The 23517-nt window shown below is 47.3% G+C and carries 15 protein-coding genes; 9 read left to right on the forward strand and 6 right to left on the reverse strand.

Annotated elements, in window-relative coordinates:
- Positions 1–244 precede the first annotated feature (244 nt).
- Positions 245–2827, reverse strand: coding sequence for a TrlF family AAA-like ATPase (locus MchiMG62_RS06320; protein ID WP_221058456.1), 2583 nt, complete (start codon positions 2825–2827; stop codon positions 245–247).
- A gap of 381 nt (positions 2828–3208) precedes the next feature.
- On the opposite strand from MchiMG62_RS06320, the gene MchiMG62_RS06325 reads away from it, so the two are divergent.
- Positions 3209–5824, forward strand: coding sequence for a hypothetical protein (locus tag MchiMG62_RS06325; protein ID WP_221058458.1), 2616 nt, complete (start codon positions 3209–3211; stop codon positions 5822–5824).
- A gap of 320 nt (positions 5825–6144) precedes the next feature.
- Here the strand turns inward: MchiMG62_RS06325 and MchiMG62_RS06330 are convergent, their stop codons facing one another.
- Both MchiMG62_RS06330 and MchiMG62_RS06335 read right to left on the reverse strand, forming a co-directional pair.
- Positions 6145–6873, reverse strand: coding sequence for a hypothetical protein (locus tag MchiMG62_RS06330; protein ID WP_221058460.1), 729 nt, complete (start codon positions 6871–6873; stop codon positions 6145–6147).
- 236 nt (positions 6874–7109) lie between these two features.
- On the reverse strand, positions 7110–7325 hold the full coding sequence (locus tag MchiMG62_RS06335; protein WP_244987827.1) for a type II toxin-antitoxin system HicB family antitoxin: 216 nt from the start codon (positions 7323–7325) through the stop codon (positions 7110–7112).
- A gap of 271 nt (positions 7326–7596) precedes the next feature.
- On the opposite strand from MchiMG62_RS06335, the gene MchiMG62_RS06340 reads away from it, so the two are divergent.
- The 4 genes from MchiMG62_RS06340 to MchiMG62_RS06355 all read left to right on the forward strand — a co-directional run bounded on the left by MchiMG62_RS06340 (position 7597) and on the right by MchiMG62_RS06355 (position 12270).
- Complete coding sequence (locus MchiMG62_RS06340; protein WP_221058462.1) at positions 7597–8277, forward strand: hypothetical protein; 681 nt, start codon at positions 7597–7599, stop codon at positions 8275–8277.
- A gap of 3 nt (positions 8278–8280) precedes the next feature.
- Positions 8281–8973 carry a ribonuclease III family protein gene (locus MchiMG62_RS06345; protein ID WP_221058464.1) on the forward strand — a complete coding sequence of 231 codons (693 nt, stop codon included), beginning with the start codon at positions 8281–8283 and terminating at the stop codon, positions 8971–8973.
- 467 nt (positions 8974–9440) lie between these two features.
- Positions 9441–10628 (forward strand): ATP-binding protein, encoded by a 1188-nt coding sequence (locus tag MchiMG62_RS06350; RefSeq protein WP_221058466.1) that lies wholly within the window; start codon positions 9441–9443, stop codon positions 10626–10628.
- Complete coding sequence (locus MchiMG62_RS06355; RefSeq protein ID WP_221058468.1) at positions 10612–12270, forward strand: AAA family ATPase; 1659 nt, start codon at positions 10612–10614, stop codon at positions 12268–12270. The genes MchiMG62_RS06350 and MchiMG62_RS06355 overlap by 17 nt, the downstream gene beginning before the upstream one ends.
- 161 nt (positions 12271–12431) lie before the next feature.
- Here the strand turns inward: MchiMG62_RS06355 and MchiMG62_RS06360 are convergent, their stop codons facing one another.
- Genes MchiMG62_RS06360 through MchiMG62_RS06370 form a run of 3 tightly spaced genes read right to left on the reverse strand, consistent with a single transcriptional unit; the run spans position 12432 to position 17992 of the window.
- Positions 12432–13943: a type I restriction-modification system subunit M gene (locus MchiMG62_RS06360; RefSeq protein ID WP_221058470.1), complete on the reverse strand. Its 1512-nt coding sequence runs from the start codon at positions 13941–13943 to the stop codon at positions 12432–12434.
- The gene (locus MchiMG62_RS06365; RefSeq protein ID WP_221058471.1) at positions 13940–15136 is read right to left on the reverse strand and encodes a restriction endonuclease subunit S; all 1197 of its coding nucleotides are present in this window, start codon (positions 15134–15136) and stop codon (positions 13940–13942) included. Before MchiMG62_RS06365 ends, MchiMG62_RS06360 begins: the two co-directional genes overlap by 4 nt.
- A gap of 21 nt (positions 15137–15157) precedes the next feature.
- On the reverse strand, positions 15158–17992 hold the full coding sequence (locus tag MchiMG62_RS06370) for a type I restriction endonuclease subunit R (RefSeq protein WP_221058472.1): 2835 nt from the start codon (positions 17990–17992) through the stop codon (positions 15158–15160).
- Between the two features lie 396 nt (positions 17993–18388).
- Between MchiMG62_RS06370 and MchiMG62_RS06375 the strand changes: the two genes are divergently transcribed.
- The 4 genes from MchiMG62_RS06375 to MchiMG62_RS06390 all read left to right on the forward strand — a co-directional run bounded on the left by MchiMG62_RS06375 (position 18389) and on the right by MchiMG62_RS06390 (position 23469).
- Positions 18389–20185 carry a GmrSD restriction endonuclease domain-containing protein gene (locus MchiMG62_RS06375; protein ID WP_221058473.1) on the forward strand — a complete coding sequence of 599 codons (1797 nt, stop codon included), beginning with the start codon at positions 18389–18391 and terminating at the stop codon, positions 20183–20185.
- A gap of 419 nt (positions 20186–20604) precedes the next feature.
- Positions 20605–21456 carry a hypothetical protein gene (locus MchiMG62_RS06380; protein WP_221058474.1) on the forward strand — a complete coding sequence of 284 codons (852 nt, stop codon included), beginning with the start codon at positions 20605–20607 and terminating at the stop codon, positions 21454–21456.
- A gap of 2 nt (positions 21457–21458) precedes the next feature.
- A complete protein-coding gene (locus MchiMG62_RS06385; RefSeq protein ID WP_221058475.1) occupies positions 21459–22484 on the forward strand; it encodes a DEAD/DEAH box helicase family protein in 1026 nt (341 codons plus the stop codon).
- Between the two features lie 10 nt (positions 22485–22494).
- Positions 22495–23469, forward strand: coding sequence for a hypothetical protein (locus MchiMG62_RS06390; protein ID WP_221058476.1), 975 nt, complete (start codon positions 22495–22497; stop codon positions 23467–23469).
- Positions 23470–23517: the final 48 nt, after the last annotated feature.

Genomic DNA, 23517 nt, shown 5'->3' on the forward strand with positions numbered 1-23517 from the left:
CATCAGCATACAGGGATTCTCCTGTCAAAGACGGAGTTTCTCAAGCACTTCTCGGAGATCATCCTCAAGCGCTGTAATGTCCTCCTCTTCTCAGAGGATAACCAGATTGGTTCTCCTTCGGGTGTTCTATTTCTGTGAAAGATTCCCCTGAAACCTACACAAAGAAAAAGGAGGTTTCACGGAGATATCTGCTCATCTTAGGGTAATCGCCGAATAAATCTAATGGTAAAGTATAGTTAGTGTTTCAGAATCCATATTTTTGCCTTCTCATATCGAATGCGTCTTTACCCCCTTCAAGAATGGTTTGTACATGGGTTTTAATTGTATCCTTATCGATAACACCCCTGTCATTCACAAACCCATTCAGCCCATTAGACCTCATAACTAAAATTAACTCTGCATCGCCCAAGACTGGGATGTTAGCATTATGTGTTGCTATTATTAATTGCCGGTGATTTTTGATTTCCCTAAGAATCTTCACGACTTGGCTATAAATGAACGAGTTATCGAGCGAATCTTCAGGCTGGTCAATTATTAATGGAAAATCCCGCTCACACATGGCAATAGCAAGGATGGTTGTACACTTTTGACCATCGGAACACTTAGAAATTTCCTTCCAAGAATGATCGTTTAATTCAATTGTTATCCTATCCTCAAGTTCGACAATCTCTAATTCAAATACTGCACCTTGAGCTAAAATAAGTGTTTTACCAGCTACATCTCCGGAAATGTGAGTTTTTGTCACCAACGAGTTGCTATCTCTATTCTTGATAATATTACATAAGTCCAATGGCTCAATGTTATCCGCAATTTTAACCCTATCATCCTTGTTTATTCTTATTTTAGAACTGCTTAATATCGTGTCTACTAGCAACTCTCTATATTTTGAGTTATCACCGTTTTCCTTAATTTTAATACGGACAAATCCTCTCAAAGAATGGTTAATATTTCGGATTAGCTCTAATCGTCTAAGATAAATTCTCTTTCGGACATTTATTAACTTTTCAAGGAGGGCTATACGATCAGCGCTCAACAATGAGAGATCGGCCACATGGGTATCAACCTGTTGAGCCATGCTCTCTAATCTTTGTTTTTCCTGTTCTAAACGGAGATACTCTTGATAGTTCTTTATGGGTACACCGTTATTCTCTAGATTTGACAATAGGATATTGAGTTCTTCTTTCTTTTTGTTATGCAACTGATTCCAGTTTCCTCGAACATCTAGTGTCTTTTTGTGACAATCATTTAAGCAATCAACTTGTTTTTGAATAGCATCTCTAATCTCATTTTTTGCTGCGATTAGAAGGCCAGTACAAATTTCTAAAAGGTCTTTATTGGGTAATAGGTCAAGATTTTCAATTTTAGGTGCTATAAGATCTTCTTGCTCAAATTTAATTAATTCAGCCTGTTTCGAAGAAATCTCCGAAGTGATTATTGTCTCAATATTACTAAGAATGATTTCCTCCTGACTCCACAAGGGGTGATCTTTAAGTTGTTCTTTAATTCCTTGGGATTCAAATACCCTTAGTTGTTCACGTATTATATCCAAGTTTGATATTTTTAAATGCAAATCATCAACTTGATCAGATATTCTCATAATTTCCGCTTGATTGGTTTTAAGCTCGTTTATTATACGAGCCTTTTCCTCATTTAAGTCGTTTAAATTAATGTATTGATCAATCATTATTAACTGATTTTTAAAATTCCGTGCAATATCTAATAATTCATTTTGACTGTAGACTTCAAAATGGAAAAACTCGTCACAAAATTTATGGAGATTTATCGTCGTTTCTTCACCATCTTCGCGGTAAATCTTTGGATTTTCATTATATCTTCTCTCAATTATGTATCTTTCCTGATTTTCTGCCTCAAGATAAAGTGCTACCTTTGCGTCGTGCAGGGCATATGCGATGTGAGACTCATGGTTTTGCTTAACTGTGGTACTAGAGGAAGATACACCTAAACAATACCGGATTAATTCAATAACGGTTGATTTTCCTGTCCCCTTTCCACCTATAAGGCAATTTAAGTTTTTATTGAATCGTATCGGTTGACCATCAAGAAAGCCACCTTCGACACTCATGCCTAAAAAAGACGGATGGTATAACTCTTCATCACCAGTTAAGCAGATTCTAGAACCGGGGTCACGGAGTGCTTGGCGAATCCCCTCAAAACTAGGTTTTCCCATTTTTATTAAACAATACCTACGTCCGATATCTGCCAATGAATGAGCATCAGAGCTCTGTAGACAAGCGTAATCAGGGAATTTGGACTGTGTATCAGGTTGAGTTATCTCGATGCCATTTAACCATTCAGATTTGAGTATTGCTTCTTTTGTTGGGGTCAATTTTTTAATTTCGTAATCTAAGCCGGATTCTGAATCAATATGGGATAGTAACGCTATGCCATTGAATTTATAAATTGACTCCATTATATCAGGAATCGTTTTATTTGAAACGGCTTCAGACTGCCCTCTTAGATTGTGATAGATTCCAATATCCGATAGCAAATCGCTTATTGCCAGATATTCATTAGGGTCAAACAGGGCTAGCATATGTATTTGTCTCTCTCCCCCTTGAGAGGTGGTGATCTCAACCCCAGGGATGACAAATAAGCGTGTACCCTTTGCGGCTTCTGCAACTTCTATGTATAAGCCTTCGGAGTTATGATCCGTTATAGCAATAATATCAAGGTTTTTGGCGAGCGCCGCTTTTACAATTTCTTCTGGTTGGACTTCCTTATCGCTATAGCATCCAGATTTAGGGGTATGAACGTGCAAGTCACAGCGATAGAATCTTGCACCACTTTCAATGTTGGAGAGATCCATCTTTCTGTACCATCCATTTCAACTTTAGGGGGATGAGAGGGAATTCTAGTGGATTAAGTGATTGTAATAGTCCAAGCGTATAAATGCGTTTCTAATTGATATACTGGATAGCCTCCTAGAAAATGAAGTGCAAAGCAAATTCCTCTCTCAAAAATCGGAAAAGACAACTTTTAGAACCCTATCTCTCTCAAACATAATGTACTCAACACGTTCAACGCGTTTATTCTGGAGAAGAACAGATTCGGCACTTGCATCGATAAGCACGACAGTTTTAAAACTCAAATTTCATTATTTGTTAACTTTCAAGCCTTTAGAGAATGCTTTGTTCCACACAATTGACAGAATCCATGTCCACAACTGTTGTCCCATATAAAAAGGTTAATGGTTATCCTGATCAATCCAACACTAATCACGGTTGTGGATGAGCAGTCTGTGGGACGGGGAAACACTATGGGGCTTCTGGATTGGCTAAAGGGTGGCAATAAAACCACGCAAAGCGTTGATCAGGCGTCGGATTCTAAGAATACTCAATCAATAAAGAAATCTCAATCACCACAACCAGTCAGAAATAGTGAAAGGTATGTAATTTCGGCTAAAACACCCAGATTTAGAAAACTAAAGACGCTATCAACGAGTTCATCAAACGGCCTTTCTCTGGAAAACTTCTTCATCTCTGGTAAAGTCAATGATAAACTTCCAGGATTCATTTTCAGGTCAAAAAACAAGGTAAAACTGCTCTCATACAATAATCATAGTTTCACTCTGGGAGTGAGTAACTCAATCATCGTTTTTGACCAAGAGAATGGAACACAATTCAGTATTGATGAAGCGACTTTAAATCGCGCGAATGTGATTGATGCGAATCGTTATGGCGCAATTTTCCAGTCAGAGAATACAATTGGGTACATTGAATTCAAATCTGGGACTCTTCATCTCTTCCAATTCAATTGGCAGCCCTTCCGAATGGCGATGAATGACAGCAGCTGGTTCGTTGGAACAAGAGAAACAACGGAGGGTCCGGGTGAGCTTTATTGCTTCTCCTTAAGTGGAGATTACCTTTGGGGTCTCCAGTTTACTGAGCAGTTTAATACTCTGTTTGGTTTGATCAAAGCTACTCCTTACCATTTAAGCACCGTTGAGAATAGCGCGGATGTTATGGTGTCCACGATGGACAGGCTCTATCGCATATCCCCGGAAGGAACACTTCTTACGAGGATTGCAATATCTGATCTACGAGAGGCTGATATTAAGGAAAAAGAATGCAGAAGAAGGGCAAATCTCCCCCAAAACCCTAAAACACAGGAAGAAGTAATCCAAGTTCTTGCCACGGAAATGGCAGAGGAATTCATTTCGGGAATGGAGCGGGCGTCGATAAATAGTCCTTTTGCTGGTTATACCTATGATCCACAGACAGATACCTTGTTTATCCTGGAAGCAGATGGGCGGCTTACTGCTTGGAACTTATCAGGTACCTTATTGTGGACGCACTCTTTCCGTGAAAGCGGGTGTTTCATATCGCTAGTGGAAAGTTTAATAGTAATATCTTTTAGGTCAGGCAATACATTCTGGATCAGCCAAGATGGCGCTATTCGTTACTTTGCGAAGACCCCTGCCCAAGCGGTATCGGTAACACCCATTCCTGGCAGTGAAAGATATCTGATGATTTGTGATAACGGAAGACGATATGAACTTGACCGGCATACGGGCGAAGTAACAGAAGGTCCTGAAGGAAACCGGAACATGCGGTTATTCCAGTATCAGAATCAGCTGTTCTTTTATGATGGATATCTCTGGGCTACGCCGAGTGGGCAAGAGTGGCGGACATTCGAAATTAAACCGGTTGAAAATGCGACTAGCATTTCAGATCTATCCATTGACTCGTCTTCTCCACAAATAAAGGCAGATAAACCTTTCGAAGAACTTTGGTGTTATAGCAACCCTGATGAAAAACGGTTTGATTTTTTCGCTCTCGATAAAGAGAATAAACGGATTTGCATTGGGAAACCCAAATCCTCGCTTACTGCTCAAGAGAAAAAGCAGGAGGAGGCATCACGAGAGAATGCCTTTGCGTACTGGCACGAAATTATTTGTTATGATTATGCCCTGAATCAAATCTGGTCAAAAGCCTATCTATCCGAGTTGACCTGTCTCGCTGTATCACCAGAAGGCGACGCAATTTTTATTGGCTTATGGCATAATGGATTGGCATATGATCCAGCAGAATTGATAGTACTGAACTCAAAGGGTAAAGAGTACGCACGATTCACGACCCCGGCAAACCCTATCTCGATTGTTTTTGAAGCGCCCGAATCCGGCGTTTTCACCGACTTTAATGGAGCACAAAACGTTCTTAAGCGTTTGAAGCCAGGGGAATGGATCCCTCTAGACACAATTGAAGTTGATGATGTACATCAAGAAAAGGAATATGGTGCTGGGATTGACCAAATAACTCGGGGAAGTTTCTCATTGAAAAGAACCGGAAAGAAAAGTTATCAGGTAACTAGCCAGCAGACAGTTTTTGATCTGAAAGTTAGTGCAGCTATATACGAAGCCATAACGGTTCCCGGATCTGACAACCTCCTCTTACGTGTGGGAAATAAAAGTATCAGAGTAATATCACCTACAGGTGAGGCCATCTGGGAATTGAAAACTAAGAATAATATAAAAGGAATTGTTCCCGACGGAAAGGGATACCTTCTCCTTGGAAAAGACGACATCATATACGTATCTGAGGACGGTAACCTACTCTGGAGAGCAGGGTGCCCACCAAATACTATCTCAAATAAAGCGCTCTGGTCACCGGGTCACAATGCCTATCTCTGGTATGCAGGGGATTCGTATAATTTTCAGGTTACACTAGTGACTCCTCAAGGGGATGTTAAACGAAGTCAGATCTTTGAGGGTGTGCCAGTGAAATACGACCAAGAGATTGACGTTGCTGATGACTCCTTCGTGGTCCCGATAGGTCGTGCTAAAATTTGCTGTTTTAAGATCTGAGACGTCAAGATGACTTGATAGCCAATAAAATTTTCAATTTTACTAGGAAATCTACGAAAAATCCTCAATCCACTCCTGCGAAACAGGACAATTCCCGTAATGAGATTCTTGCTTAGACTTCCGATATTCTAAAAAGGCCCATGAATGGAATTGCAGATACCTGCATAAGAGATTTTTCATTTGTCTAATCGCAAAATGAAAATATTTCTAATTATTTAGACAGAGCAATTAAGTTAGGAAGATTTATCGAATTTCACAAAATCAGTAGTATTTCGCCGATAGAATATTAGATTGATGATTGGCTTCGGCTTTGCCTCCATTTAGTCGATTGGTTTGCCCGGATTATTTTTCGGGTCTTTTTCAATATACAATATCGCCGATTTTAAAGTGTTTTCTACGTCCAAAGTGATACCAGAAATCGTACACTCCATCGAAGTGAATACTTTTTCAATATACCCAATCCCTTGGTTTCTTAGTTCCTCGTTATTATGGGCAGGATACAGCGACCAATATGTACTCATCAGCCAACAAGGATGGCACGATTCGCATAAGAAACTGTAAGTATCTTCCACTTGAGGATAGGTATCTTTCAGGCATCTGATAAAGTCCATCACGTGTACCGACTTTGTACTAGCTTTCCCCCCCCAAGGAAGATCGATCGGGTAACGAGCTCCAAGTAACAATTTGTGACTTTTCTCTAGTGCCCTATGCACATCACCTGTCTCTTCCATATAGACTAATATCTGGTTTGCGTAATGAGCTGCACCCCATGATTCGAGCATAATACGTACTGGAAACGATATCATACTTAGAATTCTGCCTTCGTATAGCGTATTGAATGCCAAAAGTGCCTGATAAGTTGGAGTAAGACAACCATTGAGGACATAAACCGCCAGTTGAACTGAGAGTAGACCCTCGTTGGATATTTGGTATTCGATTGGTATTTTGGGCAGTCTACTAACCAAATTGGTAAATTCAGGCTTCCATTTTTTCGCTTCTTCCAATCGGCTGTCAAACTGACATAACTGTTGTTCCCAAGGTTCTTGCATACATCCAATTCAACCCTTAATGAAATATGATTAACTGGAAATTTTTGAACCTTAAAGGAAATCAAATAGCAACGCCACGAGACACATCTTAACTGATTTATGAGATGTGAGAAAGGCCCGTGGCCGCATAAGAGTGACCAATACCATGTACACGCCTCTGCAGAGATAATCGGTCTCTCCTCGCCAACCTGGCCTGCTTGCCAATCTCCAAGGGCATGCCGTTAGGGAGTTCACATCTAGACTTCGATGGTAATGGTGTACTCCAACAGCCCTTCCTCGGTGGGAATCTCCCTGCCCTTCTCCTGAAGATCCTCAACATAGACCCCGACGGCTTCCCGTGTCATTGCTATTGCCTCATCGACGGTCTTCCCGAAGGTGATGCACCCGGGCAGGGTCGGTACAGTAACGGTGTATACCCGCCTTCCGGCTCCGTCTGGAGGAGGATACGGCACTGCAGGTGGTTCATCGAGGTATATCCTGCAAATTATTCAAGTGAGTCGATTCGAAATGTTTCTAGTATTGAGTTTCGTGTTTCATTGTAACTCCCTAATTTGATGGTATATTCGAGTTTGGCCTCATCCAACCGAGATATCCTATTGGGTCCAGAATCTGGCTCTATTTTGTACTCTGGTTCGTTAGAAGCCTCTATTTTCTATTTATAGTTTAAATGGATATTATAATGTTATTTGAAGATTAAATAGGGATATACGGGATGAAATACTCATGGGATTCTTAGAATACTACTTAGCTTGGGTGATTCCGATCGGTGTTGCGTTTTCGGTAATTCGACTACTCACATATTTTATTTCAGAACAAAAAACTCCTCATCGGCTACTGTATCGGCAATTATTAGCATTTTTCCTTGCAGGAGCCTTAGTTGGTGCAGGTATAGCATTGTTCATGTTGAGTCAACAATTGCCTCTTCCCGATACAGTAACACAAACTGAACGCCTTGGCTTCTCATTTGGAGTTTCAAGCATAATTCTCGCCCTATTTGCTATAGCACTTACCATAGTGTATCAGAGCCAGTCTAACGATGAAGAGCTGTTAGAGGTAAATCAGTTTAAGGGTAAGCAGACAGAAATTTCCCAAAAGTTATCTGATATTGAAAACGGTTTATCTTTACTTACACAATCTGTTCACGATCAAAAAGAAAATTGTACCAAGAATATTGAATTATGGAAAAATCTTCAGGACGTCAATCAGAACCTTCAGAATATTATTCAAAGGTTAGAACAACAAAATTCCTTGAATTCACATATTCTTGATGAAATGAAATGTCTGCGTTGTGAATTACATTACAATATGCAATTTGCAGGCATCAATGAGAAAATTTCAACAATTGAGCATAAAATCACGCAGATGGAAAGGAAGAACGATGAGATCAACGATGGTGATGCGTGACTTATGAATGAGTCCCGTAAGAAGCAGCTACTCGATATTCTCAGCGGTCCTTACTTCGGAATTGAGAAAGCCTCTGAAGAATCTCTCGCTCTCTATGAGATCGCGCTCACACATAGTTCATTCGCCAATGGGACGGATGTCCCTTGCGAAGATAATGAGAAATTAGAATTCTTTGGCAATTATCTTCTTGATTTTGTGGTTGCTGAATATCTGCACGGCTTAAAATTGTATGAGCCCAAAGAGATGAATAAAAGGATTAAGGTGACAGCAAATTCAAACCTGGCAGATATCGTCGCTAAGTATGATCTCGAGATTGACGAGGCAATACATTTCCGGGGAAAAGAAAAGCCAACGGTGAAGATGACTGCCAATGCATTTGAAGCATTCATCGGTGCAATTCATTGTGCTGAAGGGATAGAAAAAGCGCGTGAGGTTATCCTTGGCATATTTATCGAAGAACTCAAGACCTTCGACCCGGAAGGCAATTATAAAGGCAGACTTAAAGAGCATGTTGAACGGCACTCGTTAGGGGTATTGAAATACAGCCCTTCTGACGAAGGCCCCGGCCACAAGAAGGGATGGAGAGCAACAGTCAGTCTCAACGGGGAAGAGATTGCGCAAGGTGTCGGTTTCAGCCTAAAACAAGCAGAAATGAATGCCGCACGCGAGGCGTTACAGAAGCTGAATGTTGAGTAACCGATTCAAGAGACTCCCAACCACTTTCCCGCGACATCATGCCGCGCACGTATTCCCTAGATTGTATTCAAACGATAGATTCCGCGGATTTATTCCATCCGAGGCTGTAAAGGGGAGAGCGCCTTGGCATGGAAGAGGCCGCGGGTTCAATTCCCGCTCGGTCCATGTTGTTCTTTTGAACCTGTTTTACCGTGAGCTGCATCTCGCGTAGCCTCTGCCCGCAAGGCGTTTCTATCAACTGTTCCAGCACTTCTCTTGCTCTGGAGAACGGTCGCCACCGCTCCCGGGGTCGCCTGCTGTCGCGGTCCATTGTCATTCTTCCGGTCTCCTGTCCAGGTGCCGCTCGCGTATATACTGGCATTGAGGTGGTGCCGGCCCCCCTGCCCTCCCCCGGCAGACCCGCCCGGAGAATAACGAATCTGTTATATAACAGATTTGTTATACACTTGATCTGTCAGGTGTCATACATGCTGCCCGTAGGAAGCCCCGCAACAGGAGACGATTTCGTCGACCGCGAGCGCGAGACCGCGTTCATCCTGAGCACCATCAAGAACGACCACGTCATGCTCGTCGCCCCCCGGCGGTTCGGCAAGACCTCGATCATGCGAAAGATCGAGAGAGACCTCGAGAACAAAGGCCAATCATGTGTATTCCTCGAGGTCGAGAACGTCAACTCGCCGGGGGAGTTCATCACCGATCTCGTCACGGCGCTCGTCGAGTGCGAGGGAGCGAGTGTCAAGGCCCGGATCTCCTCGGCACTCGGCAGGGCGTTTGCCCTGGTGCAGGAGAATATCGACGAGATCGAGACCCCGGCCTTCAGGGCAAAGCTCCGGAGCCGGCTGAGAGCGGAGTTCTCGGACGACTGGCACGAGAAGGCAAAGAAGGTGGACGAGATCTTTGCAGGGCTCACCGGGCCGGTCTGCATCATCCTCGACGAGTTTCCAGTTGCCATACAGAATATGGAGGAGGACGATGCGAGGAAGTTCCTGCAATGGTTCCGGCGGCTGCGGCAGGTCTCGCCCGGTGTGAGGTTCATCGTCGGGGGCTCGGTCAGCATCGACCACGTCGTCTACCATATCGGCGGGACCCCGGTCATCAATGACTTCCGGAGGGTCACCATCGGCGGGTTCAGCGAAGATGTCGCACTCTCCGTCGTCGAACGCATCTTCCGGGAGGAAGGGTGGGAGTATTCTCCGGATATCGGGTGGGCGGTTCTCGACTGCGTGGGCGAGCCCTACATCCCCTACTTCCTCATGATCGTCCTCTCTGGCTTAAAGGAAGAGGTGGAGATCTCCGGAGGGGTGCCCTCCCCGGCGCTGGTCGAGAGGGTCTACAACAGGAGGATCCTCGGCAGCGAGGGTCGCCACTACTTTGAGCACTACTCGCGCCGTCTCCAGACGACCTACTCCGGGCAGGAGGCGAAGGCTGCCCGCGCCATCTTAAGCAGGGTGAGTCTCGCGGAGTCCCTGCCCGCGGGTATTGCCTACGAGATCTTTCGGCAGAGCACCGCATCAGAGAGCGAGGATGCTTTTTTAGCGCTGCTGGCACAGCTGAACCACGACTTCTACGTCACTTCGGAGACTCCCGGCGAATTGCGGTTCTACTCGAAGATGCTCCGGGACTGGTGGAGGATCTATTATGCCGGCACCTGGTAGGTGTTACCGCTACTTCCCCGCGGCCCTTGAGGGGGAGACGCTCCGGCACCTTCTCGTCGGCCGGCAGGAACTCCTGGAGAGCCTCTTCGACGAAGCAGACCGGGCGTCCGGCTCCAGAACGCCGCGGTTCTTCCTCCTGGTCGGGGACCGGGGCGCCGGGAAGTCTCACCTGATGAGCCTGCTCTGCCGGAGGATACGCGACGAACTCTCCGACCGGGTGATCCCCGTAGACCTTGCAGGGGAGGAGTACTCGATGTTCAGGGCGTCCGACTTCTTTCTCCGGGTGCTCGCGGGGATGGGGGTCGAGACCGCGGACGTGGCCGCGCTCGGCGAGGATTCACTGGTCCGCGAGGCCGCGGTCGAGCGGATCGCCGCATCGGCCGGGGAGAGGCAGGTCGTGGTCTTCGTCGAGAACATCCACGAGGTCTTTTCCCAGATGGGGAGGCCCGAGGTCCGGGCGCTGCGGTCGGTCTTCCAGCGGGCAGATAACCTTTCGGTCATTGCGTCGGCACCGTCGCTCTTCCCCGGGGTCCTCGACCATGAGGAACCGTTTTACAACTTCTTCCGGGTCTTTCACCTCCGGGAACTCGACTGCGCCGGATCGAAGGACCTCATGCGGAGGGTCGCGGAGGTCGACGGCAACACCGCCTTCATCGAGAACTTCGGGGACTACGAGCCCGGCATCGAGGCCCTCTGGCACCTCGTCGGCGGCAACCCGGGGCTGGTGGTCCGGCTGTACGAGATCCTCTCGCAGTGCGGGGCCGGCAAGGTGGCGGAGGCCTTCTTCAGGCTGGCGGACGAGCAGACGCCCTACTACCGGGAGGTCTTCCGGAGGCTTCCGGGGCAGCGGCGGCTCATCCTCGATACGATCCTCGCCGCAAAGACCCCGCTCACCCCGAAAGACGTCGCAGAGCGCGCCCGGCTGAACCTCGCGACGGTGAACGCGCAGGTCCGGAGGCTGGAGGCCGAGGGCTACGTCGTCTCCCGCCCGATGAAGAAGAGGACGACCTACGAGGCCCGGGATCGGCTTTTTAGGCTGTGGCGGGCGCTGCGGAGGCCGGCCGGCCGTGACCGGGTGTTTGGTCTCATCGGGTTCCTGGAGGCCTGGCATGAGCGGCCGGGGGCCGTCGATATACCATACCGGGGGACGCCGGGTGTTATGGAGGGCGAAGCCCTGCCGGACCGGACCGCGGCCGGGAGGCGGGAGGATGTGCTGGCGGCGCTGCAGGAGGCCGGGGAAGAGCCCGACGACCCGGGCCGGTTCGTGCGCCTCGCGCTCGATCTGGCGGGGGAGGAGTTGCTGGCCGGGAACCGGGCAAACGGCCTCTCGCTGATCCGGGCGGCATATGCGCACGCGAGCCGCCTGGACCCGGCAACGGCACGGAGGATGACGGCCGGGTTCCTGAAGCGGCTCGCAAGGAAGGGGGAGGTCTCCGCGGTCGGGAGCGCCGTTCGCGAGATCATCGCATCCGGGGGCACCGGGTGGGAGGGGTTCCTGAAGCTGGTCGCGGATGCCGTGGCGATCGTCGAGGCGAAGAATACGCGACTGTACTATACGAGGCTGCAGCCGGAGGAGCGGGCGGTCGTTGCCGGGATTGTCCGGGCGATCACGGGGTCGGAGGAGCTGGGGGTGGGGGGTTAGGGGTTGTGGGTTTCGTGCCGGCCTCCGATAGTGACAGTATCCCGGCATGTCTGTGAGAGAAGACCACCGGGATTGACGGTTTAACCCGGTTATACCCCGATGAAAACAAGCGTCTCTGCCGGGATATAATCCAGCGAATTTAAAAATGGGGGATACAAATCCTATCCAGTTCTTAGCAATGCTTTCAATTCATCCAGATTGTCCAGGATCTCTTTCTCCAGAGCCTCAATCTTCTCGATGATAACTTCCGGAGACTCGTACTCGACTTCCTCGTATTCGATCTCCTTATAGCGAGAGATCGAGAGGTCATAGTTATTCGCCTGGATCTCCTCGACCGGCACATGGAAGCACTTCGCCTTTCTGTCTGTCGGGTTTGTGTCTCTCCGCTCCCTGAATTGCTCGATAATGTCTGGAATATCTCCTTTGCCGTCGATGAACGTCCTCTTGTCGTCGAGCGAATACCCATCCGCCTCCATGTCGTAAAACCAGACCTTCCCGGTCTTTCCGCCCTTCACGAAGATCAGTACGGCGGTCGAGACTCCGGCATAGGGCTTGAAGATCCCGGAAGGCATGGAGACGATACCCTCCAGTTGATTCTCCTCAAGGAGCATCCGGCGGAGCTCTTTGTGTGCTCTTGAGCTCCCGAAGAGCACGCCGTCCGGCACGATAACGCCACACTTCCCGCCTATCGTCAGGAGTTGTATCATCCGCTCGACTAAGAGCAGTTCGGTCTTTGTCGTCGCAAGCGAGAGGCTGTCGTTTATGTCGCTCTTGTCGATGCTGCCCTTGAAGGGGGGATTGGCGAGCACGACCGTGTAGCGCTCTTCTTCAGTGTATCGCTTGGAGAGGGTATCCTTGAGCTCGATGTGAGGCGCTTTGATGCCGTGGAGCATCAGGTTCATGAGCGATATCCGGGTCATTGTCGAGTCGAAATCGAATCCGTAGAACGTATCGCTCCAGAGTTTCTCCCAGTGCTTCTGGTCGGTGATGTTGTCGCCGATGAGGTTGTGATACTCCCCCTCGCTGTCGACTTCAAGGAGGTCGGGGCTCGTGTACTTTCGTATGATGTGCTCGTAGGCGTTGATGAGGAACCCGGCCGTGCCGCACGCAGGATCGCAGATACGGTCGGTGATGTCGGGGTCGACCAGCTCGACGATCATCCGGATGATATGACGCGGGGTGCGGAACTGTCCGTTCTTCCCGGCGGTGGAGAGTTGGGAGAGGAGGTATTCGTAGATGTCGCCCTGGGTATCCCGGTTTTGCGCCGTGATATTCATATCGTCGATGAGAGCGACCGCTTCCTGGAGGAGCGAGGGCTTCGGGATCATAAAGACGGCGTCCTGCATCTGCCGGGAAAAAAGCGTCTTCTCGCCGTTATGGAGCGATTTGATGAAGGGAAAGACCTTATCCCGGACGTGCTCCAGCATCTGCTCGGCAGGGTAGTGCTTCCAGCTCGACCACCGGCACTCCTCATGCCCCTCGAAGACTGACGTATACGGCACCCCCCGCGCCCGTGCTCGATTCTGCTCGACGACATCCATATCTTCGAGGCGCTTCATGAAGATGAGATAGGACATCTGCTCGATGGACTGGAGCGGGTTGGACATCCCGCCGCTCCAGAAGCGATCCCAGAGGGTGTCGATCTTTGATTTTAGGTCGGGGGCGAGTTTCACGCGGTCATCTCTCCAGAGAATACGTTATTCGTTAGGGATTCAAATAGCATAGTTATTCTTTGTTTAGAGCTGCCCTGTTTGCGTTTTACTACCTCAACCCTCTTTACGAACTCTGAAAATTCATACTGTAATTCTAAGGGTGGAAGGAAGGTAGGGAAATTCTTTAGTTGCGTTGAATTTATACTTGCAATTCCTGTGGTTTGTTTGGCTGATTTGAGAAAATACGTTTTACCGTATGTGCTTCCGGTAAGCATACTCAGATATTCAGGGGTCAGAAACTCTGGATTTACCCTTACTCGGAAGATATGGTTTTGGTGAAGGCATAACGGGACTTCACCATTCCAAACAGCACCCCTTCCCAGTTTATCACGGTCTCCACCTTCTGTTAAAAGCACATCCCCTGGAGTTAATGCATACTTGTCTACATCAGACTCTAACACTTCTATCTCTTTAATCTCAGCCAGATCTAAATATCCATCCTGTACATTTGCGACACGGAGATAAGAGACCCAGATTGTCGCTTGATCTTTAAATTTCCTGCCTTTTGTGACACCAGATACGATTTCTGAAACGTCTTCGAGTCGTTTGACTTTCCAGCCAGACGGATTTTCTAACGGATTACCAAACAAATTGATAAAAGCACTTTCGGAAAGGCTCTGCATCAGCGCATCCGCCTCTGCCCGCAGGCGCTGCGTTGCCTCTGCCTTCTCAAGAATGGCGACTATTTTGCGCTGGGTTTCGAGAGGAGGAAGAGGGAATTGTTGACGTAACAGTTCAGAGTCAGATATTGCAGGGTAATTCGCTCCCCGGTAGTACCTCTTTAGTTCACTCAAAAATGCGTCTGACTTAAGGTAATAGAACAGGTATTTATTATCAACCCCTTCGGTCACCCTTATTACGCAAAAACCGGTAGATGCGACCTGACTATCATATATTTCATCAATTAGTGCGATATTTTTTAAATACGGACGCACTGTAGAGAATAAAATATCATCCTTTTTGATAATTTGGCGAGCTCGTGAAGGAGCTTCTTTCCCGGTAATTAACTTTGGATTCTGAATTGTCTGGTTAGAATTATCGATAGAATCGATGTCAATATAGCAGAATCGCTTTGTGGAGCTCCTCGTCGGGTCAATAGAATCGACTTTTTTGACAAAATCTCTTATTCTCCGCCATTCCCACCCTTCAGGCAACCTTTCTCCACTCAAAAAATCTCACGCCTCCGCAAACAATTCCCGCTCCAGCCCCTGACAGATGCCGATAAACGCCTTCAGGTCGTCCTCGTCAAACATCGGCTTAGGTGCAGTACTGCCAAAGTTGATGAAAGGGGCAAGGTATAGATCGTCCATTTCTATACGCCTCTTACGCATAAAAACGGTCTGAATCGTCCGGATGAAGTGGAGTTGGTCGGCGTTGTAGTGCTTATTACTCTCGATCATGTAGGTCTGAAACGCCTCTTCGATCTTCTTCTTCGGATCAGGCGCTTCATAGAGACCGAAGAGCGACCGGATAAACGTCACGAGCGAGCCATACGGGTGATGCGGCGAGGTCTGCAACATCTCTTCGGTGACGTTCACCCCGGCCTCCGCCAGCGCCTCTTCGAGATCGTGAAGGTCGGCTTCGGTGATCGGGTCATCACGGAGGATCTTCTGGATGACCGGGTTATAGTCGGCCAGCTCCGTAACCCGCTTCTCGACCTTCTCCCTGAATGCCGTCACGTACTCCGGAGCATCCTCCTTGAACATCCAGAGCGTGCGCTGCTCAATGATATCCCCCATGTCGATGACGATCGGCTCGTGTGCCTCCTTCGACATGTACTTCATGAGCGGGGCGATATCCCCGACAAGCCCGGTAGCGTCCTCAAACGAGAGACCCTTCCAGAACGCACGGGTGAGCACCTCGTCCAGCCGCTCTTCCATCTCCTTGACGATGTTGAGCGTCCGGGGGAGGTGATCGACCATCTCCCCGATCTCCGGCTTCAGTCGCTCGATCTCCTTCTCATTGCCTTCCAGCACCGCCAGCCCCAGCCGCTCCGCCTTGACGGTGAAGGACGCCTCCTTGAGATTAACACCGGTCTGGAAGCGCATGAGGGGCATGATTGTGCTCTTCAGGTACTCCAGAGGGTCAAGCCCGACATTGTCCCAGAGTTTCGGGGAGAGCGCTTTGGCGATCTCCCGCTCGTGCTCCCGGACGGTTACAGAGTCCATCGGAAGCGAGCGGATATCCTCTTCCAGCCTCTGCCGGACGACCGCCGCCCGCTCTCCGTCGCCCTGCGCGAGGAGCCGCTCCAGCTGCTTCAAGCGGAGGAAGAAGATCCGGCTCGTGATGGCTTCGGTCGGCTCGTTCTTCACTCCATCTGGATTCATATTCCAGTACTCGAAGTTATTCCAGAAGTCAAAGACCTTGAAATACTCTTTATGCCCATCCGGCAGCCATTCCCGGTGTTTACATGCGGCGTCCGACCGTGTCCCGCGCCCCAGCATCTGCCAGAACTTGATCTTTGAGAAGACGGGTTTGGCGAAGACGAGGTTGCAGACCTCCGGGACGTCGATGCCGGTATCGAGCATATCCACCGAGATTGCCACGCGAGGGAAGGACTCGTGTTCGAAGTCGTGGATGAGGGCCTCGGCGCGGGGGTCGTCCGAGACGATGATCCGCGCCAGCCGTCCTTTATACTCGGGATACAGGTCGTCGAATGCCTCATGCAGCCTTCGAGCGTGCTTCTTTGAGATGGCGAAGAAGATCGACTTTGCCGGAAGCGTCCCGGCCTGGTCCATCTGGCAGCCCTCCATGAACTCCCGCACGATCGCTTCGGACGTACCTTTGACGGCGACCTTCTTCTCCAGCTCTGTGCCCTCGAAGTTAATCTCGTCCGGGTCGATCCCCTGCTCGATCAGCCGGTTGCGCTCACTCTCCGTCAGGTCGGAAGGTCGGAGACCTTCGATCTGGAAGTGCGTCTGCGCTCCGATGATGCTTTTGCGGAAATCGACCAGGACGCCATCCTTCACCGCCTCGTCATACGAGTAGAGCGCGGTCGGCATATTGTCGTTACAGTGGAAGAACCGGAAGGTGTCCCGGTCGACCAGTTCGGCGGGTGTTGCCGTCAGTCCGATCTGCATGGCGTCCAGGTAGGTGAAGACGTCTCGCCACTTGTTGTAGATGCTCCGGTGCGCCTCGTCGGAGAAGATCAGGTCGAACTCGCCGGGAGAGATGCGGTACTGCCCACGCTCGTCCTTCTGGGTATAGATCTCCTGAAATGTCTGAATGGTCGAGACGTACAGCCGTTTCTCTTTATTGTATATGCCGTGCAGGATCTTGTCCTTGGCCTCGTGGGGGAAGAACTCCAGAAAGCCCTTATTCCACGCCTGATCGCGGAGCGCCTTGCGGTCGGCGAGGAAGAGTACCTTCTGCACACGGTTCTCCCGGAGGAGGGCATCTATGATCGCCATCGCCACGCGGGTCTTGCCCGTCCCGGTCGCCATGACGATCAGCCCTTTGCGGTGGCCTTTACGGATATGCTCCAGCACGCGCTTGACATTCTCGATGCTCTTTGAGCGGTCGACAATGCGGGTATTGATCTCGATCGATCGGGCGGGATCGATCTTCTGAATCTGGAAACGGAGCCGCTCCAGGTCTTTCTGCGCGTAGAAGCCCTTCAGCAGCCGGAGCGGGTAGCGCTCCCGGTCCCAGAACCATATCTCATAGCCGTTGGAGAGGAAGATGAAGACGTCTCTCCCGGTCTGCCGCTTGATATCGTCGGCGTACTGCTCCGCCTGCTTCTGCCCGATGAGCGGGTCTTTTAAGGTACGTTTGGCTTCGATGATGGCGAGCGGAGCGCCCAGGCTGTCAAGCAGGAGGTAGTCGACGTACTTGCTCTCCAGATCGTTCTTGAGCGTCTCGGAGACGGTCTTATAGGAGTGTGCGAGAAAGTCTGACTGTTCGGTATCGACTTCGGGAATGACAGAGGCGCGGTTGGTGACGTCCCAGCCCTGCTCGGCAAGGTAGACGTCTATTTTCTCTTTACGCGTCTGAAATTCGTTTAAGTCCATACAAGTTCTCCACGCTGAGGAGAATAGGAGAATAACGAGCCCTATTCATTAGTTATTAAAAACAGCCGTGTAAATAAGGGTTGTGGAATCTTCATGACCGATCGTGACCCAATTGACCTTTGCTAAAGGAGAATTATGGCAAAGGAGGAAAGTTGGTGATAAAATCGAATTTTGGAGAAAATGCAATGCATTAAATGTAGACTCGATCACCTGCAAAAAGCCTCATTGCGCAGGAGAAAATCGCACTATATATAAACTCGACCGAGCCAAAGACATATTAACCATGTATCCAGGGTTTACACGACAAACACCACACTTCTCTCGCATCTTGACTGCTATCACGCAGTTATTCCGGGATAAACGCAATCTACGGGGATCTTTTGGAGGCCTTCGCGGATGACCATTCAAAAGTACGCAGTAAACCAGTACTCAGTTCAGGCACTCTTGACCTGGGTGCAGACGGGTGCGATCGCCATCCCGGAGATCCAGCGACCGTTTGTCTGGTCAGCCACACAAGTACGTGACCTCATCGATTCGCTCTATACGGGCTACCCGGTAGGATACCTGATAGCATGGAAGAATCCTCATGTCCGTCTTAAGGATGGAAGCATATCTGAAGGAAAGCGGATTCTGATCGACGGACAGCAACGGGTTACCGCGCTTATGTCGGCACTTCTGGGTATGAGCGTGATCAACAAAGATTACAGAAAAGTGAACATCACCATTGCCTTCAATCCCATCGAGCAGAGATTCGAGGTGACTAACCCGGCCATCCGGAAAGATAAGCAATGGCTTCCGAATATTACGGATGTACTCTCGCCTGATGTGAAGATGCTTCGACTTGTCAAAGAGTATTGCGAGCAGAATGAAGGTACAGATCAAGACGAGATCTACGAAAGTATTGAGCTGTTACGTGGGATCGTTAACAATCATATCGGGCTCATAGAATTAGATTCGGATCTGGATATCGAGGCGGTAACGGAGATTTTTATCCGTATTAATTCGAAAGGGACAGTCTTAAGCCAGGCAGATTTCGTCATGTCGAAGATTGCGGCTAATGATGTCTATGGCGGCAACCTTCTTCGGAAGTGCATCGATTATTTCTGCCACCTGGCAATCGCACCTGAATTCTATGAGCAGATCAAGGAGTCGGATACGGAGTTTGCAAACACAGACTATTTCTCAAAGATGAGCTGGCTCCGCAAGGAAAATGATGATCTGTATGACCCCTCCTATACCGATATGCTCCGTGTGGCCTTCATGTCGGAATTCCAGCGTGCGAAGCTGGGAGATCTGGTTGCGCTCCTTTCGGGGAGAAATTTCGAGACACGCGAGTATGAGGAGACGATTGCGGAGCAGTCATTCCGGACGCTTGAGAAAGGCATCATGCGATTCATGAACGAGACGGACTTCAAGCGCTTTTTGATGATCATACGGTCGGCAGGATTCATCGAAACCTCGATGATACGGTCTCGAAACGCTCTAAACGTTGCATACACTCTCTACCTGACAATGCGAAACCAGAATGAGTGTGCCAATGATATTGAATCGTGTGTGCGGCGGTGGTTTGTCATGTCCTTACTGACCGGACACTATTCGGGCTCTGCGGAGAGCACGATGAACTTCGATATCAAGCAGATCAATGAGTGTGGAGCAAAGGCCTATCTCCGTGACCTTGAGGAGGCAGAACTCTCCGATGCTTTCTGGGATGCAGGCTTACCTCAGGCAATGAATACATCTGTCGCAACCAGTCCGTACTTCTATGCGTATCTTGCCGCCCAGGTGCATGCCAACGATAAGGGATTCCTCTCGAAGGATATCACTGTCCATGACCTGATAACTCATCGCGGTGACATACATCATCTCTTCCCCCGGAGTTACCTCAAAAAACACGATTTAACGAAGGGCAAATACAATCAGATCGCGAACTATGTGATGATGCAGAGTGAGATTAACATCGCCGTCGGAGATCAGGCTCCAAAAGACTACTTTACTCAGATACTGGAGCAGTGTGTTGCTGGACAAGCAGCATATGGCGGGATTACCAGCCTGAATGAGATGAAGGCGAATTTTGCCGCACACTGTATCCCGGAAGGGATAGAAACGATGGATGTCAGCGATTACGAGGATTTTCTATACATGCGTAGACGCCTCATAGCAGACAAAATCCGGCATTACTACCAGAATATCTAAAGTGGCTTAATTTTAGGACTACTTCGTGGCTAGCGAACTTCAAGAGAGGTTTTTAAGATCCAGTCAATACTCTGTGACTGTTCCCATCAAGACTTATCAATAATACATTTTGTTTTTTGTGCTCTTTCCATTCAGATTGGTGAACAGTGCGAATAGGACACTTAAAGATAAATCTTGAAAACCCCAATTTTCACCCTATGGGCAATTCCCGAATTGGAATGGAAAATGAAAATAATCCTGACTCCTTGAAATAAGTTCAACGGTTAAAAGGGATTGGCTTAAGTACCACATCTGCATATAAGAGATTTTATTATAACATTGTCTGCGGATAGGGCAATTCACTGTACAGTCATGCTCTGATTAGATTGATCAAAGAAGTGTTGTGAGCAAATATAACACACTGTGGCGAGGGGAGACATTTGGAAAACGATGGTGACAGAATACCAACCACTCCAGTTGAGATACTCCCTGATGCTTACTCTGCCGACTTTTTTGATTTTACGGAGGAGAAATGGGAAGAATACGAAGAGTATCACGCCTCAAAATTGGCAATAAAAATTGAAGATCTCCAAAGTGCCATGAAAGAGATAGGTGTAGATGATATTACAATAGATAAGAGAATAACTGAGTTAAAGGCTGATTTAGAGAAAATTGGGGCTTCAACAGATGCAAAGGGAAATTTTGGAGAGGCTCAGTCTGCGTATTATCTTGAAAAAAAGAAAGGTTATGTTATTCTTCCAATCGGATGGGCTGAAGAACCCTTTAAAGGTCACGGACTTATCGATCTATATGGCCTTGACGGGACTCGCCAATTTATTACCTATATCGAGTGCAAAGCTGCGGTTACAAGCTCATCGTATTCCGGCTTGATTAATGACCTTGTAGAGAACCAATTAAGATTGAAGAGAATAATGCCACAAACTCGAATCGGAGATACAAGCATTGCAGCTATTTCTAAAGCGCTTCAGTCCAGACTCATTTCTGATCCGGATTTTTCAATCAGGAAAGAGGAACTGGAGAGTATAAGTGATAATCCCATTATGAGAATCGGGGTGATATTGCATAGTAAAAAGAGGAAAAACGATTATAGTGGGAGTTTAAAGCATCTCTATCGAGATGAAATGGAGTGGCGAAGTACAACCCTAGACGGAAGGAAGTACGAGTGTATACCAACGAGGATCATTGATCTTAAGAACCCAAGCGTTAAAGAATGGTATGAGAAATGGGTTTTTCTGGCAGATTTGGCATGCAAAATAAGACCTAGGTGTTAGTTTTGTCAAACATTCTAGAACCTGATAATTATTCCCACTTTGTTCATGTTGAAAAAATCAAAGCTGTAGATGAAGCACTTTTCAAAATAAAAATAGAAGGTTCTGGAACACAAGATGATGGATTATTCCTCGACTTCAAGCAAAAATTTGAAGAGTTAATTAAGGAAACTGAAATTCTCTCAATTTATGCAGAATCAATTGAAAATAGTCATCCAGAACCTTCTAGTGAAATCAAAGATCCTGATGTCTATCTGCTAACAGCCTCCCGACACTTTTTGAAGATTGTGGAATTAATTAACGAAGCGAAAAAACTTGGAATAGAGGTAAATGAAAATTTAATCTTCAGATTCCGGCTTTACTCGGCAATAGGCTTTTTTGCATGTAGGAGACATGCTATATCCGCGGCATTAAGTAATCGACTTATAGAGGATATAGAGAGCATAAATGACGATGACACCATAATTAAGGACCTGTTTAGCCTAGTCATCCACTTTATCGGAGGAAAGTTCGTAGAATGCCAAGAGATTTCAAAAAAACTAATATCATCAGTAAGATCCAAACTTGAGACTCAGTCAGGTGATGAGAACTGGTACTATTTGCCATTTATCGGAGTGATTGCAAAAAGGATGTCTTTTGTCGTTGATTCTCTGATTAAAGGGGATTTGAACGATATTCCAGAACACAATGCCAAAATTCGGGAAATTGCGATAAAACTAAACGAATTGGGGTTTACGGAAATCTCTTCTATTCTTCTTAAATTGTCATCCTCAATAGGATACTTGGTCCGGTATTCTGTATGGAATTTGCGCGAAGTACTGCCCTATATCACTCATAGGCAGAAATCAGAAGTTAATATTTTCATTGAAGCGAGAATCGAGGAGAAGAAGTATTTCATTTTTCATTCACAATATGAGGCATTATTTGAATGGCGAATCCTTGATAAATCTTCGAATCAGCTAATCTCAATGCCCACAGGGGCAGGGAAAACGCTTTTAGGACATCCAGAAATATTTAAAATCCACTTCTAAAGATATATCTGTGGCAAAAAACCCTATTGAAGTCCTAATTGATAAAAAATCCAGAAATGTAATGGATACCACGTATAAAATCATTCTAGGCACTCTCGAATCATTGCTCCTCGCGGGGATAGCTGAAGGAACTGTTGATTGGTTGGAAAACAATAAGCGATTAGTTGAAATTTTATCTTTTGGGAGTAAATCAATGGAATATCACAGAGAGGTGTCAACTCTCCTGTCAGAAATTCAAAGCAGATTTCTCCAAGAATACAGGATTGTTGAGATCAGATCCGAAAAGTTGGTGCTAAACAGGCGGGGCGTCGTCTTCTACAAATCTGGTTCCACTCCTTTAAGTTCACTAGAACAAATTAATTGGCTTAGTAGTAATATGGCGCTAATACGGGAGTTAGTTTATATCGATTTTAATGTCTTTGACCGTAGATTTGGAGAATTGTGGAAAAGACTATTGTATAATTTATTGTCAACTGTCGAGGGGAATACATACCTTGACTCTGACAGAGTAAAGGAGAAATGGGTATGGGGATCTTTGTCTTGGATTAAGGAAGACCCAATCGAAACTATTGCAGAGAAAGGTTACAAAAATGATCTATTAAATGCGTATTCAGAACTTGAGGGAAGTTTGTCCGGTTTCATTTCGTGGGGTCTGTTTGCGATGGGTAAGTGGATGTCGCTTCTCAACATTCCAAATAGCGAGACCATTGAGAAGAAGTTTATTGACTTATCTAAATGCGTGTGGTATGGCGCAAATGATCCTATCGCACTGCAAATTATGTCAAATGACATAAGTAAGAGATTGCTAAGGGATGATGTGATACGGATTGAAAAAGCGATAAAAAGTAGAATGGTTAAAAATTTCGTAAGAGAACCGAACCTGCTGAACGACGAAGCCGTGATTGACTCGTTATATAATCTTGATAGGTTTAAATACGAAAATTCAGAAATAGTTTCGATTTTAAAGAAGATTTATGGAATTTAGTTATTGATGTTCGCATATCTTCCACTCTATCCATACATATGGTTAGAT

It is taken from the genome of Methanoculleus chikugoensis, assembly GCF_019669965.1.
Classification (GTDB): domain Archaea; phylum Halobacteriota; class Methanomicrobia; order Methanomicrobiales; family Methanoculleaceae; genus Methanoculleus; species Methanoculleus chikugoensis.